The organism is Streptosporangium sp. NPDC050855 (genome assembly GCF_044456585.1).
GTDB lineage: Bacteria > Actinomycetota > Actinomycetes > Streptosporangiales > Streptosporangiaceae > Streptosporangium > Streptosporangium longisporum.
This window is the reverse complement of record NZ_JBITFY010000001.1, coordinates 660,506-672,392: the sequence shown is the minus strand read 5'-3', so window position 1 is coordinate 672,392 and position 11,887 is coordinate 660,506. Positions and strand designations below refer to the sequence as shown.

The following is an 11,887-nucleotide window of genomic DNA, read 5'->3' as shown; positions in this document are numbered from 1 at the left end:
GGCCGGGCGTCAGGGACCGAGCGTCCGCACCCGGCGGGTCTCCGCGGCCCGCCGGGCGAGCTCGGGGGCGTCGGGGTAGCGCACCTCCTCCAGGCAGAGCCCGAGCGCGGGCGCGACGTGCACCCCGGAGTCCCGTACGGCCCTGGCCAGCACCCCGGCCGGCCAGTCGACCCCGAGCCGCCCCTCGCCCACCGGCAGCAGGGACCCCACGAGCGCGCGGACCATGGAGTGGCAGAAGGCGTCGGCCACCACGGTCGCGACGACGAGACCGTCCTGCCGGGCCCAGTCCAGCCGCTGCAGCTCGCGGATCGTGGTCGCGCCCTCGCGTTTCCTGCAGAAGGCCGCGAAGTCGTGCTCGCCGAGGAGCGCGGCGGCGGCCGCGTTCAGCCTCGGCACGTCCAGAGGGCGTGCGTACCAGAGGACCTCACGGCGGCGGAGAGGGTCGGGCCCGCCCGGGGCGTCGGAGACCCGGTAGGCGTACCGCCGCGACAGGGCAGAGAAGCGGGCGTCGAAGCCCTCAGGAGCCACGGTGACGCGATGCACCCGTACGTCCGGGGGCAGGACCCCGGCCAGCCTCCTGCGGAGCGCAGAGAGCCGCTCATCGAGTTCGGCCTCGGCGCCGGGCTCCTCGGGGGCGCCGTCCGCCGGGCCGTCCCGCTCCGGGCCCTTCCGGCGGGAGCGGCCGTCCAGTGTGCCGAGCGTGGCGGCGTCCAGGTCGACGTGGGCCACCTGGCCCCGGGCGTGCACGCCGGCGTCGGTCCGTCCGGCCACGGTCAGCGCGGGGGGCTCGGGGAGGCGGAGGATCCTGCCGAGCGCCTCCTCGATCTCCCCCTGGACCGTGCGCCGCCCCGGCTGCTTGGCCCAGCCGGAGAAGTCGGTGCCGTCATAGCCGAGATCCAGCCGAAGCCGTACCACGATGTTCCTTCCTGCGCCTGGCCGGACCCCTCGGGAACGAGAACGGGCCCGGCACCCCCGCTGGGAGGGTGCCGGGCCCGTTCACCGGACCTGAGGGATCAGGCGTCGTCCTTCTTGGCCTCGGTGGCGGGAGTCTCGTTCGTCTCCGCGCCCTCCTCGGAGGCCTTCGGCTCCTGGGCGGTCCCGGCCTCGGTCGCCTCGGCCTGCTCGGCCTTGGTCTCCTCGGTCTCGGCCTTGGGGGCCTCCTCCGCCGCGGGCTTCGGTGCCGCGGCCGGCCTGGCGGCGGGCTGGGTCTGGCCGACCCGGACCTGGTTCAGCGGCTCGGACACCAGCTCGATCACTGCCATGGGGGCGGCGTCGCCCTTACGGAGACCGATCTTGGTGATCCGGGTGTAGCCACCGGGACGCTCGGCGAAGGTCGGGGCGATCTCGGTGAAGAGGTGGTGAACCACGCCCTTGTCCTTGACGACGGTCAGGACCTGGCGACGGTTGTGCATGTCGCCCCGCTTGGCCTTGGTGATCAGCTTCTCCGCCAGCGGGCGCAGACGCCTCGCCTTGGCCACGGTGGTCTTGATCCGGCCGTGCTGGAACAGCTGGGTGGCGAGGTTCGCCAGGATCAGCCGCTCGTGGGCCGGGCTGCCGCCGAGACGGGCACCCTTGGTGGGCCTGGGCATAACGTTCTCCTTGGGAGTGAAACCGCCCCGGCCGTACGAGGTACCGGGGTCGGGCCGGGGGCCGGAGGGCCCCCGTCATCGTGAAACGCGCGTAACCCGCGCATCCGCCGGACCCGTGCGGGCACCGGTCCGGCGGGGCGTGAGGCTCTAGTACTGCTCGGTCTCGACGTAGGCGCTGTCGTCGTCGTCGTAACCGCCGCCGGCCACCGCGCTCGGGTCGAACCCGGGCGGGGAGTCCTTGAGGGCGAGCGTCATCTCGTGCAGCTTCTGCTTGACCTCTTCGATGGACTTGGCGCCGAAGTTCCTTATATCGAGAAGGTCCTGCTCGCTGCGGGCCACGAGCTCACCCACGGTGTGGATGCCCTCGCGCTTGAGGCAGTTGTAGGAGCGGACCGTGAGGTTCAGCTCCTCGATCGGCAGCGCCAGGTCGGCGGCCAGGGCCGCGTCCGTCGGCGACGGGCCGATGTCGATGCCCTCGGCCTCGACGTTCAGCTCGCGGGCCAGGCCGAACAGCTCGACCAGGGTCTTGCCGGCGGAGGCCACCGCGTCGCGGGGCTTCATGCACGGCTTGGTCTCGACGTCCAGGATCAGGCGGTCGAAGTCGGTGCGCTGCTCGACACGGGTCGCCTCGACCTTGTAGGTGACCTTGAGGACCGGCGAGTAGATGGAGTCGATCGGGATGCGGCCGATCTCCTGGCCGGGCTGCTTGTTCTGGGCGGCGGAGACGTAGCCGCGACCGCGCTCGACGGTCAGCTCCATCTCCAGCTTCGCCTTGCCGTTCAGGGTGGCGATGCGCAGCTCGGGGTTGTGCACCTCGACACCGGCCGGGGGCGCGATGTCGGCGGCGGTGACGTCACCGGGGCCCTGCTTGCGCAGGTACATCACCACGGGCTCGTCGTGCTCGGAGGAGACGACCAGGTCCTTGAGGTTCAGGATGATGTCGGTGACATCCTCCTTGACGCCCGGCACGGTGGTGAACTCGTGCAGCACGCCCTCGATGCGGATGCTGGTCACGGCCGCGCCCGGGATGGACGACAGCAGCGTGCGCCGCAGCGAGTTGCCGATGGTGTAGCCGAAACCCGGCTCCAGCGGCTCGATCATGAACTTGGACCGGGTCTCCTCGATGGACTCCTCGAGGAGGGAGGGGCGCTGAGCGATCAGCATGTGGGATCTCCCTTGCGTGGCGGCGCCCGCTATTTGACGCCGCTCGAACAACAGCATAGGTGCCGTGCGGCACAGGGCCGCACGGCACCGACGGAGCCGCTACTTGGAGTAGAGCTCGACGATCAACTGCTCCTGGACCTGGGTGTCGATCTGCTGACGGACCGGGAGCTGGTGGACCAGGACGCGGAGCGCGTCCGGGATGACACCCAGCCACGCCGGGTACGTCTTGTCACCGGCGGTGGCGCGGGCCACCTCGTAGGGCAGGAGGTTGCGCGACTTCTCGCGGACCTCGACGATGTCGTGCTCGCGCACCCGGTACGACGGGATGTCGACCTTCTTGCCGTTCACCAGGATGTGCCCGTGACGGACCTGCTGGCGGGCGGCGTCGCGCGACTCGGCGAAACCGGCGCGGTAGACCACGTTGTCGAGACGGCTCTCCAGGATCTGGAGGAGGTTCTCGCCGGTCTTGCCGGTCTTGCGGTTGGCTTCCTCGTAGTAGTTGTGGAACTGCTTCTCGAGGACGCCGTAGATGCGGCGGGTCTTCTGCTTCTCCCGGAGCTGGAGCTGGTACTCCGACTCCTTGGGACGAGCGCGGCCGTGCTCACCCGGCGGGTAAGGACGGATCTCGATGGGGCACTTGGCGGACTCGCACTTCTTACCCTTGAGGAAGAGCTTGGTCTTCTCCCTCCGGCAGAGCTTGCAGTCCGCACCCGTGTAACGAGCCATTTTCTATCTTCTCCTGGGCGTCAGACGCGACGGCGCTTGGGCGGACGGCAACCGTTGTGCGGCACCGGGGTGACGTCCTGGATGGATCCGACCTCGAGCCCGGTCGCCTGAAGCGAGCGGATCGCGGTCTCACGGCCGGAGCCGGGACCCTTGACGAAGACGTCGACCTTGCGCATGCCGTGCTCCATCGCGCGGCGGGCGGCGTTCTCCGCGGCCATCTGCGCGGCGAACGGGGTGGACTTACGGGAGCCCTTGAACCCGACGTGGCCGGCGCTGGCCCAGGAGATCACGTTCCCACTCGGGTCGGTGATCGAGACGATCGTGTTGTTGAACGTGCTCTTGATGTGGGCGTGCCCGTGAGCGACGTTCTTCTTTTCCTTGCGGCGCACCTTCTTGGGTGCACCCTGGCGGCTCTTAGGAGGCATTCTGTGCCTTCACTCCTGAGGTGGTCGGTCCTGCGGCTACGCGGACTACTTCTTACCGGGCTTCTTCTTGCCGGCCACGGTCTTCTTCTTGCCCTTGCGGGTACGCGCGTTGGTCTGCGTGCGCTGACCGTGCACGGGAAGGCCACGGCGGTGCCGGATGCCCTGGTAGCACTGAATCTCGATCTTGCGGCGGATGTCGGCCTGAACTTCGCGACGGAGGTCACCCTCGATCTTGTAGTTCGCCTCGATGTAGTCACGCAGCGGGACGAGTTCCTCGTCCGTGAGCTGGTGGACACGGAGGTCGCCGTTCACGCCGGTGGCCTTGAGGGTCTCGAGCGCACGGGTGCGGCCGATTCCGAAGATGTAGGTGAGAGCGATCTCCAGCCGCTTGTCGCGGGGGAGGTCCACACCAGCAAGGCGAGCCATGGTGGGGCATTCTCCTTCGTTGTGACGGAGGTCTTACGCCTCACTTCCCCTCCCCATGCCCGGGGTGAGGGCCCCGGCCTCCGACCGGGGGTCTCCTGCGGGGTACGACCGAAGCCGCCGGCGCAGGTGTGAGACGCATTTACGGTGTCGGCCCGACATGGGTCGAGTCCGCCACGTGGAGCGGACTCTTGCGGGGCCTGGTGGAGCGAATCAGCCCTGGCGCTGCTTGTGGCGCAGGTTGTCGCAGATCACCATGACGCGACCGTGCCGGCGAATCACCTTGCACTTGTCGCAGATCTTCTTGACGCTCGGCTTGACCTTCATAGTCCTATTCGTCCCTCAGACGCTTACTTGTATCGGTAGACGATCCGCCCACGACTGAGGTCGTAGGGGCTCAGTTCGACGACAACCCTGTCGTCAGGAAGGATCCGGATGTAGTGCATCCGCATCCTCCCGCTGATGTGGGCCAGGACCTTATGGCCGTTGTCGAGTTGCACCCTGAACATCGCGTTCGGGAGCGACTCAACCACAGTGCCCTCGATCTCGATGGCGCCGTCTTTCTTGGCCATGTCCCTCGCGTTTCACTGATCGGTCGTCTGAGGCTTCGGAACACTACGCAGCCGCGACCCAGCGCTTCGATGAGAGCGACGGTTGCGAAACCGCCGATGCGCAATGGTCATAGTGAACCGAAAAAGGAGTGTACGGCACCGGGCGAGGAAAGGCGAAACACACGGCCGGTGCCTTGACACAACCGCTACATAGGATACCGCAGATCCCGCAAGGGACGGACGGCGCGGCTCGGCGCGCGTGTACCCGCGCCCTCATTGTGGCACGTCCGGCCTGGTCAGACCAGCACCCGGACCCTCCTGCGCGGATGCGGGGAGCCCTCCGGCGCCGCGACACCGGCCCCGGCGCCCCCACGTCCCCCACGCCCCACGCGCCTCCCATGCCTTCCGGCGCGCACGTCCCGCCCCGGAGCCTCCCCTCCCACGCGAGGAGCCCCCCGGTGGCCTGTCACCGGGGGGCTCCTCGCGATCGTCTCCTGGACGAAAGGTCCCCCGCGCCGTGGCGGGGGCCCGTCGTGGGCGGGTCACCTTCTCAGAAGGCGTCGCCCCAGCGGCCGCAGTCGTCGAACTTGTCGTCGCCCTCGCAGACCCGGATCTTGAAGTCGTCGAAGCCGTTGCTCTTCTTGAAGCCGCCGAACCTGTGGAAGTGCGAGCGGCCGGAGGTCTTGAAGACCTTGGTGTGCGAGCCGAAGCGGTCGTGCCACTTGAACCACACGTAGCTGCGGTCGCGGTCGCGGTCACGGTCGAACAGGTCGCCGTAGAACCAGTAGCGGCCGCCGTCCTTGGTCCAATACCCCTTGAAGTAGGAGCGCTTGCCGAAGCTCTCGCCCCGGCCGAAGCCGGAGTGGTAGGGGCCGAAGAAGTGCTTGCCCGACGCCTGGGCCTCCTGGACCACGGCGGCCGAGGCCGTCGAGGCCGGGGCCGTGGAGGCCGTCGAGGCCGGGGCGGCGGCCACACCCGCGGCCAGCGAACCGGCCAGCGTGGCACCGACGAGAGCGGTACGGATCATGCTCATGGTCTCTTCCTCCTGTGGAGCGGGGGTCCTGCCGTTCGGACACCGCTCACGTTAGGAAGATTCGCCGCTCTCTTCTGCGGAGGAATGCACACTCAAGCCGCAGAGTGCACTATTACGGCTTTTCCGGCTTTTTCGACTGTCCCGCACCGGAGGCGAGGGTGGACACCAGCAACACCACGCCCCAGGGACCCATCACCCACAGCGGCCAGGGGTAAGGGAAGTCGAGCCCGGAGGTCACGCCGACGATCAGCCAGATCATCCAGTTGATGCCGCTGGCCGTCGCCCAGACGGCCCAGGCGGCCCCCAGGCCCTTGTCCGGCGCCGCCGCGCCCGTGGCCCCGGTGGCACGCTGCGGGGCCTTGGAAGGGGTCTCGGGGAGGCTGCGCAGATCGACGTCGGGAAGGTCGTAGGTCAGCGTGGCCAGCTCCCCGTAGGTCTTGCTGGTGTAGAGCTGCTCCAGGCGCTCGTCGAACTCCTCGGTGGTCAGGCGCCCCTGGGCGTAGTGCTCCCGCAGGACCGAGGCGACCTTGTCGCGGTCCCCGTCGGAGGCCCGCATCTCAGGACCGGACGGCATGTCAACCACATCCACTCAGCACCGGGCCCGAACTAGCCCGCGTCTCCCAACAGGTCGGCAAGCCGCTCTTTACCCCCGTCAAGCGCGGTCAGTACCCAAGGACCATTATGTGTCACGGCGACGCTGTGCTCGAAGTGCGCGGACATCTTCCCGTCGACCGTGACCACGGTCCAGTCGTCGGCCAGCACCTTGGTCCGGTCCGTCCCCAGGTTGACCATGGGCTCGACCGCGAAGCACATGCCCTCCTCGAACTTCGGCCCGCGACCGGGCCTGCCGTGGTTGGCCACCCACGGGTCCATGTGCATCTCGGTGCCGATGCCGTGCCCGCCGTACTCCTGCGGGATGCCGTAGCGCCCCTGGGAGCGGACGTACCGCTCCACCTCGTGGCCGATGTCGGAGAGGTGACGGCCCACGGTGAGCGCGGCGATGCCCCGCCACATGGCCTCCTCGGTGACCCGCATGAGCTCGGTCAGCTCGGGGGCCACCTCGCCGACCGGCACGGTCACGGCCGAGTCGCCGTGCCAGCCGTCCAGGATGGCGCCGCAGTCGATCGAGATGATGTCGCCCTCGCGCAGCTTGCGGCGATCACTCGGGATGCCGTGCACGACCTCGTGGTTGACCGAGGCGCAGATCGTGGCGGGGAAACCCTGGTAGCCCTTGAACGAGGGGATCGCCCCCTCGTCGCGGATGGCCTTCTCGGCGATGGCGTCGAGGTCCAGGGGCGTCATGCCGGGCTGGACGCATCCGCGCAGCAGGTTCAGGGTACGGCCGACCACCAGGCCGGCCGCCCGCATCCTGTCGAGCTGCTCGGGCGTCTTGATCTGGATTCCGTGCTTGTTCTTCTTGAACACCTGCACACCCCCTGGGGTGACTCAACGGACGGACCGGGACGCCAATTCCCCCGATTCTGCCCTAAATGGCAGTACGCCACCCATGGGAACCCATGGGTGGCGTACAGGGCGTATATGACCGCTTCGTCAGCCGGCGTAGGGGCTCAGGGCCTCCATCGCACGCCGGGTGACCTCCTCCACCGGACCGGTGGCGTCCACGCCGACCAGGATGCCCTCGCCGGCGTAGAAGGAGACCAGGGGGGCGGTCTGCTCCTGGTAGACCTCCAGGCGGTGCCTGACGGTCTCCTCCTTGTCGTCGTCGCGCTGGTAGAGCCTCCCGTTGCAGGCGTCGCAGACGTCGTCCTTCTTGTCGTCGAAGTCGACGTGCCAGATACGGCCGCACTGGCTGCAGGTACGGCGGCCCGCGAGCCTGCGCACGACCTCCTCGTCGTCGACCACGAGCTCCAGGACGAGGTCCAGCCCGGCCCCGAACTCGGCGAGGATCTTCTTCAGGATCTCGGCCTGGGGCACGTTCCTGGGGAAGCCGTCGAGCAGGAAACCGTCCTGCGCGTCCTTCTCGGCGAGACGGTCGCGGACCATCGCGATGGTGACCTCGTCGGGTACGAGGTCGCCGCGGTCCATGTATTCCTTGGCAAGCTTGCCGAGCTCCGTGCCGCCCGAGACGTTGGCGCGGAAGATGTCACCTGTCGAAATCTTCGGGATCGACAGGTTCGATGCGACGAACTGGGCCTGTGTCCCCTTACCCGCTCCGGGGGGCCCGACCAGGACGAGGCGCACTACTTCAGGAAGCCTTCATAGTTGCGCTGCTGCAGCTGGCTCTCGATCTGCTTCACGGTGTCAAGGCCGACACCAACCATGATCAGAATGCTCGTCCCTCCGAACGGGAAGTTCTGACTCGCGCCGACGAGCGCCAGCGCGACGATCGGCACCATGGAGATCAGGCCCAGATACAGCGCGCCGGGAGCGGTGAGTCGCGTGAGCACGAAGTTCAAGTACTCAGCCGTCGGGCGCCCCGGGCGGATGCCCGGGATGAACCCACCGTACTTCTTCATGTTGTCGGCGACCTCAACGGGGTTGAAGGTAATCGACACGTAGAAGTACGTGAAGAAGACGATCAACAGGAAGAACGTGATCATGTACGTCGGGGTGGTGCCGCCGCCGCCGAACTCCTGGGAGATCCACTGGATGATCGGGTGGGGCTCCGACTGGGTGTTCGTGAAGAGCGTGGTGATCAGCTGCGGCAGGTACAGCAGCGACGAGGCGAAGATGACCGGGATGATGCCGGCCTGGTTGACCTTGAGCGGGATGTAGGTGGAGGTCCCCCCGTACATCCGGCGGCCGACCATGCGCTTGGCGTACTGCACCGGGATGCGGCGCTGTGCCTGCTCCACCATCACGACCAGGGCGATCATCGCGATACCGACGACGATGACCACGGCGAAGACGAAGGCGCCCTTCTGGCGGGCGATGTTCATCAGCTCGGACGGGAAGACCGCGATGACCTGCGTGAAGATCAGGATCGACATGCCGTTGCCGATGCCGCGGTCGGTGATCAGCTCACCCAGCCACATGACCACGGCGGTACCGGCGGTCATGGTCAGCACCATCGTGACGATGGCGAAGACGTTGTCCTTGTCGAGCAGGATCTCCTCGCGGCACTGCGGGAACAGCTGCCCGGTGCGCGCCAGCGCCACGAAGGCGGTCGACTGGAGAACGGCCAGCCCGACCGTCAGGTAACGGGTGTACTGCGTGATCTTGGTCTGCCCGGCCTGGCCCTCCTTCTTGAGGGCCTCCAGCCTCGGAATCACCACGACGAGCAGCTGAAGAATGATGCTCGCGGTGATGTAGGGCATGATGCCCAGGGCGAAGACTGAAAGTTTCAGAAGCGCGCCGCCGCTGAACAGCTGCACCATTCCGTAGATGTTGCCCGCGTCCCCCGCTTGCGCCTGGGTGAGACAACGGCTGATGTTCTCGGTATGCACACCCGGGGTCGGCAGAACCGATCCAAGTCGGAACAGCGCGATGATGCCCAAGGTGAAGAGCAACTTCTTACGCAGGTCCGGCGTACGGAACGCTCGGGTAAATGCGGTCAGCACGGTCCCTCCTGCGCGCCTGAAAGGCGAGGTCGGTCAGCGATGGTGCGGGGGTGTTCCATCTTTGCCATATCCAGTCAATGAGCCCGAGGAAATGAGTCGAGGCCCACCGTCCAGCGAACTCTAACGCACTACGGGCGCGGGAGCCCATTGCTGAGCCCCCGCGCCACGTGATGATGACACCTACAGCTCGGAGACGGAGCCCCCGGCAGCGGCGATCTTGTCCTTGGCGGCCGAGGAGAACGCGTGCGCCTCCACGTTCAACGCCACGGAGAGCTCGCCGGTTCCCAGAACCTTGACGAGCTGGTTCTTGCGGACCGCGCCCTTGGCGACGAGCGCCTCCACGGTGACGTCGCCACCGTCGGGGAACAGCTCACCGAGCCGGTCGAGGTTGACGACCTGGTAGGTCGTCTTGAAGAGGGCGTTGGAGAAGCCCTTCATCTTGGGCAGGCGCCGCTGCAGCGGGACCTGTCCGCCTTCGAAGCCCAGGGGAACCTTGTTCCTGGCCCTCGTGCCCTTGGTGCCACGACCCGAGGTCTTGCCCTTGGACGCCTCGCCACGGCCCTTGCGGACCTTGGACTTGTTGGCGCCGGGGGCCGGACGCAGGTGGTGGATGCGGAGCGGAGTGTTCTCTGCCATGTCTAGTCGACCTCTTCCACGGTGACGAGGTGCGTCACCACGGTGACCATGCCGCGGATCTCCGGGCGGTCCTCCTTGACGACGACGTCACCGATTCGCTTCAGACCGAGCGAGCGCAGCGAGTCACGCTGGTTCTGCTTGCCACCGATCTTCGAGCGGACCTGGGTGATCTTCAGGCGTGCCATCGGTCAGCTCACCGCCTTCGCGGCCGCGGCCTCGGCGAGACCCTCGGCGCGAGCCTTGAGCATCGCCTTGGGCGCGACGTCCTCGATCGGCAGGCCACGGCGGGCGGCGATCTCCTCGGGCCTGCTGAGGCCCTTCAGAGCCGCCACGGTGGCGTGCACGATGTTGATCGGGTTGTCCGAGCCGAGCGACTTGGACAGCACGTCGTGGATGCCGGCGCACTCCAGCACGGCGCGCACCGGGCCACCGGCGATGACGCCGGTACCGGGCGAGGCCGGACGCAGGAAGACGACGCCCGCGGCCTCTTCGCCCTGCACGATGTGCGGGATGGTGCCCTGGATCCGGGGCACCCTGAAGAAGTTCTTCTTGGCCTCCTCGACGCCCTTGGCGATCGCCGCGGGCACCTCCTTGGCCTTGCCGTAACCGACGCCGACCATGCCGTTGCCGTCACCGACGATGACGAGGGCGGTGAAGCTGAAGCGACGACCACCCTTCACGACCTTGGCCACTCGGTTGATCTTCACGACGCGCTCGATGTACGAGACGCCCTTGTCAGCGTTGCCACCGCGGCGGTCGTCACGACGACCGTCACGCCGCTCGCCACCGGCGGCGCCACCGCGACGCGGAGCTCCAGCCATTAGTGGTTCCTCTTCTCATTCGTAAGACGGGCCATCGGTTGCGGTCCTCGGAAAGGAGTCATCAGAACTCCAGTCCGCCTTCGCGAGCGCTCTCCGCGAGCGCCGCGATACGGCCCGCGTAGCGGTTGCCACCCCGGTCGAACACGACCGCGGTGATCCCGGCCGCCTTGGCCCGCTGAGCGAGAAGCTCGCCGACCTGCTTGGCCTTGTCGGTCTTGGCGCCGTCCGCCGAGCGCAGCGAGGCGTCCATGGTGGACGCGCTCACCAGCGTGTGGCCCTGGGCGTCGTCGACGATCTGCACGAAGAGGTGCCTCGTGGAGCGGTTGACGACCAGACGCGGACGCGTGGCCGTGCCGACCACCTTCTTGCGGACTCGGCCGTGGCGGCGGGCCCGCGAGACGGCGCGGGCGGCCGTGTGCTTGCCGAACGCAGTCTTGCCAGCCATGCCTACTTACCAGCCTTTCCGACCTTGCGGCGGATAACTTCACCCTGGTAACGCACACCCTTGCCCTTGTACGGGTCGGGCTTGCGCAACTTACGGATGTTCGCGGCGATCTCGCCGACCTTCTGCTTGTCGATGCCGTCCACGTGGAACAGGGTCGGCCGCTCGACGCGGAAGGTGACGCCCTCGGGGGCGTCGACGATCACCGGGTGACTGAAACCGAGAGCGAACTCGAGCTGAGTCGGGCTCTTGGCCTGGACGCGGTAACCGACGCCGACGATCTCCAGGGTCTTGGAGTACCCCTGGGTGACACCGGTCACCATGTTGGCGACCAGGGTGCGGGACAGGCCGTGCAGCGCACGGACCTTGTTCTCGTCGTTGGGGCGGGTGACGGAGAGGTTCCCGTCGTCGCCCTTGGCGATCGCGATGGGTTCCGCGACCGTGTGTGAAAGTGTGCCCTTAGGACCCTTGACCGTGACGTCCCGGCCGTCGATGGCGACGTCCACTCCGTTCGGTACGGGGATGGGCAGCCGTCCGATTCTTGACATGCTGTTCG

The 11,887-nt window shown here is 67.6% G+C and carries 18 protein-coding genes; all 18 read right to left on the bottom strand.

What is annotated here, in order from left to right; translation table 11 throughout:
- Nucleotides 1–9: 9 nt before the first annotated feature.
- Nucleotides 10–915 (bottom strand): tRNA pseudouridine(38-40) synthase TruA, encoded by a 906-nt coding sequence (truA, locus tag ACIBCT_RS03230; protein ID WP_399185748.1) that lies wholly within the window; start codon nucleotides 913–915, stop codon nucleotides 10–12.
- A gap of 98 nt (nucleotides 916–1,013) precedes the next feature.
- Nucleotides 1,014–1,589 carry a 50S ribosomal protein L17 gene (gene rplQ, locus ACIBCT_RS03225; protein WP_399185747.1) on the bottom strand — a complete coding sequence of 192 codons (576 nt, stop codon included), beginning with the start codon at nucleotides 1,587–1,589 and terminating at the stop codon, nucleotides 1,014–1,016.
- A 147-nt stretch (nucleotides 1,590–1,736) separates the two neighbouring features.
- Nucleotides 1,737–2,753, bottom strand: a complete 1,017-nt coding sequence (locus tag ACIBCT_RS03220) for a DNA-directed RNA polymerase subunit alpha (protein WP_399185746.1) — start codon at nucleotides 2,751–2,753, stop codon at nucleotides 1,737–1,739.
- A 99-nt stretch (nucleotides 2,754–2,852) separates the two neighbouring features.
- On the bottom strand, nucleotides 2,853–3,479 hold the full coding sequence (rpsD, locus tag ACIBCT_RS03215) for a 30S ribosomal protein S4 (protein ID WP_344889988.1): 627 nt from the start codon (nucleotides 3,477–3,479) through the stop codon (nucleotides 2,853–2,855).
- 20 nt (nucleotides 3,480–3,499) lie between these two features.
- Nucleotides 3,500–3,904, bottom strand: coding sequence for a 30S ribosomal protein S11 (rpsK, locus tag ACIBCT_RS03210; RefSeq protein ID WP_012887860.1), 405 nt, complete (start codon nucleotides 3,902–3,904; stop codon nucleotides 3,500–3,502).
- Nucleotides 3,905–3,949: 45 nt separating this feature from the next.
- Nucleotides 3,950–4,330, bottom strand: coding sequence for a 30S ribosomal protein S13 (rpsM, locus tag ACIBCT_RS03205; RefSeq protein WP_344889992.1), 381 nt, complete (start codon nucleotides 4,328–4,330; stop codon nucleotides 3,950–3,952).
- Between the two features lie 210 nt (nucleotides 4,331–4,540).
- Nucleotides 4,541–4,654, bottom strand: a complete 114-nt coding sequence (rpmJ, locus tag ACIBCT_RS03200; protein ID WP_003956441.1) for a 50S ribosomal protein L36 — start codon at nucleotides 4,652–4,654, stop codon at nucleotides 4,541–4,543.
- Nucleotides 4,655–4,677: 23 nt separating this feature from the next.
- The gene (gene infA / locus ACIBCT_RS03195; protein WP_012887858.1) at nucleotides 4,678–4,899 is read right to left on the bottom strand and encodes a translation initiation factor IF-1; all 222 of its coding nucleotides are present in this window, start codon (nucleotides 4,897–4,899) and stop codon (nucleotides 4,678–4,680) included.
- Between the two features lie 529 nt (nucleotides 4,900–5,428).
- On the bottom strand, nucleotides 5,429–5,911 hold the full coding sequence (locus tag ACIBCT_RS03190) for a hypothetical protein (RefSeq protein WP_399185745.1): 483 nt from the start codon (nucleotides 5,909–5,911) through the stop codon (nucleotides 5,429–5,431).
- 112 nt (nucleotides 5,912–6,023) lie between these two features.
- Nucleotides 6,024–6,485, bottom strand: coding sequence for a DUF1707 domain-containing protein (locus ACIBCT_RS03185; RefSeq protein ID WP_399185744.1), 462 nt, complete (start codon nucleotides 6,483–6,485; stop codon nucleotides 6,024–6,026).
- Between the two features lie 32 nt (nucleotides 6,486–6,517).
- Entirely contained in the window at nucleotides 6,518–7,336 is an 819-nt protein-coding gene (map, locus tag ACIBCT_RS03180; protein ID WP_399185743.1) for a type I methionyl aminopeptidase, read from the bottom strand.
- Between the two features lie 126 nt (nucleotides 7,337–7,462).
- Nucleotides 7,463–8,113 (bottom strand): adenylate kinase, encoded by a 651-nt coding sequence (locus tag ACIBCT_RS03175; RefSeq protein ID WP_399185742.1) that lies wholly within the window; start codon nucleotides 8,111–8,113, stop codon nucleotides 7,463–7,465.
- Entirely contained in the window at nucleotides 8,113–9,432 is a 1,320-nt protein-coding gene (secY, locus tag ACIBCT_RS03170; RefSeq protein WP_399185741.1) for a preprotein translocase subunit SecY, read from the bottom strand. Before secY ends, ACIBCT_RS03175 begins: the two co-directional genes overlap by 1 nt.
- A gap of 180 nt (nucleotides 9,433–9,612) precedes the next feature.
- A complete protein-coding gene (gene rplO, locus ACIBCT_RS03165) occupies nucleotides 9,613–10,068 on the bottom strand; it encodes a 50S ribosomal protein L15 (protein ID WP_399185740.1) in 456 nt (151 codons plus the stop codon).
- A 2-nt stretch (nucleotides 10,069–10,070) separates the two neighbouring features.
- Nucleotides 10,071–10,253, bottom strand: coding sequence for a 50S ribosomal protein L30 (gene rpmD / locus ACIBCT_RS03160; protein ID WP_012887849.1), 183 nt, complete (start codon nucleotides 10,251–10,253; stop codon nucleotides 10,071–10,073).
- A 3-nt stretch (nucleotides 10,254–10,256) separates the two neighbouring features.
- Nucleotides 10,257–10,889 (bottom strand): 30S ribosomal protein S5, encoded by a 633-nt coding sequence (gene rpsE, locus ACIBCT_RS03155; RefSeq protein WP_344890012.1) that lies wholly within the window; start codon nucleotides 10,887–10,889, stop codon nucleotides 10,257–10,259.
- Nucleotides 10,890–10,950: 61 nt separating this feature from the next.
- A complete protein-coding gene (gene rplR / locus ACIBCT_RS03150) occupies nucleotides 10,951–11,334 on the bottom strand; it encodes a 50S ribosomal protein L18 (RefSeq protein ID WP_399185739.1) in 384 nt (127 codons plus the stop codon).
- 2 nt (nucleotides 11,335–11,336) lie between these two features.
- The gene (rplF, locus tag ACIBCT_RS03145) at nucleotides 11,337–11,879 is read right to left on the bottom strand and encodes a 50S ribosomal protein L6 (protein ID WP_329089952.1); all 543 of its coding nucleotides are present in this window, start codon (nucleotides 11,877–11,879) and stop codon (nucleotides 11,337–11,339) included.
- Nucleotides 11,880–11,887: the final 8 nt, after the last annotated feature.

Coding starts and splice junctions, on each gene's coding strand:
- rplQ (WP_399185747.1), bottom strand. CDS start 1,589: ATGCCCAGGCCCACCAAGGGTGCCCGTCTCGGCGGCAGCCCGGCCCAC.
- ACIBCT_RS03220 (WP_399185746.1), bottom strand. CDS start 2,753: ATGCTGATCGCTCAGCGCCCCTCCCTCCTCGAGGAGTCCATCGAGGAG.
- rpsD (WP_344889988.1), bottom strand. CDS start 3,479: ATGGCTCGTTACACGGGTGCGGACTGCAAGCTCTGCCGGAGGGAGAAG.
- rpsK (WP_012887860.1), bottom strand. CDS start 3,904: ATGCCTCCTAAGAGCCGCCAGGGTGCACCCAAGAAGGTGCGCCGCAAG.
- rpsM (WP_344889992.1), bottom strand. CDS start 4,330: ATGGCTCGCCTTGCTGGTGTGGACCTCCCCCGCGACAAGCGGCTGGAG.
- rpmJ (WP_003956441.1), bottom strand. CDS start 4,654: ATGAAGGTCAAGCCGAGCGTCAAGAAGATCTGCGACAAGTGCAAGGTG.
- infA (WP_012887858.1), bottom strand. CDS start 4,899: ATGGCCAAGAAAGACGGCGCCATCGAGATCGAGGGCACTGTGGTTGAG.
- ACIBCT_RS03190 (WP_399185745.1), bottom strand. CDS start 5,911: ATGAGCATGATCCGTACCGCTCTCGTCGGTGCCACGCTGGCCGGTTCG.
- ACIBCT_RS03185 (WP_399185744.1), bottom strand. CDS start 6,485: ATGCCGTCCGGTCCTGAGATGCGGGCCTCCGACGGGGACCGCGACAAG.
- rplO (WP_399185740.1), bottom strand. CDS start 10,068: ATGGCAGAGAACACTCCGCTCCGCATCCACCACCTGCGTCCGGCCCCC.
- rpmD (WP_012887849.1), bottom strand. CDS start 10,253: ATGGCACGCCTGAAGATCACCCAGGTCCGCTCGAAGATCGGTGGCAAG.
- rpsE (WP_344890012.1), bottom strand. CDS start 10,889: ATGGCTGGAGCTCCGCGTCGCGGTGGCGCCGCCGGTGGCGAGCGGCGT.
- rplR (WP_399185739.1), bottom strand. CDS start 11,334: ATGGCTGGCAAGACTGCGTTCGGCAAGCACACGGCCGCCCGCGCCGTC.
- rplF (WP_329089952.1), bottom strand. CDS start 11,879: ATGTCAAGAATCGGACGGCTGCCCATCCCCGTACCGAACGGAGTGGAC.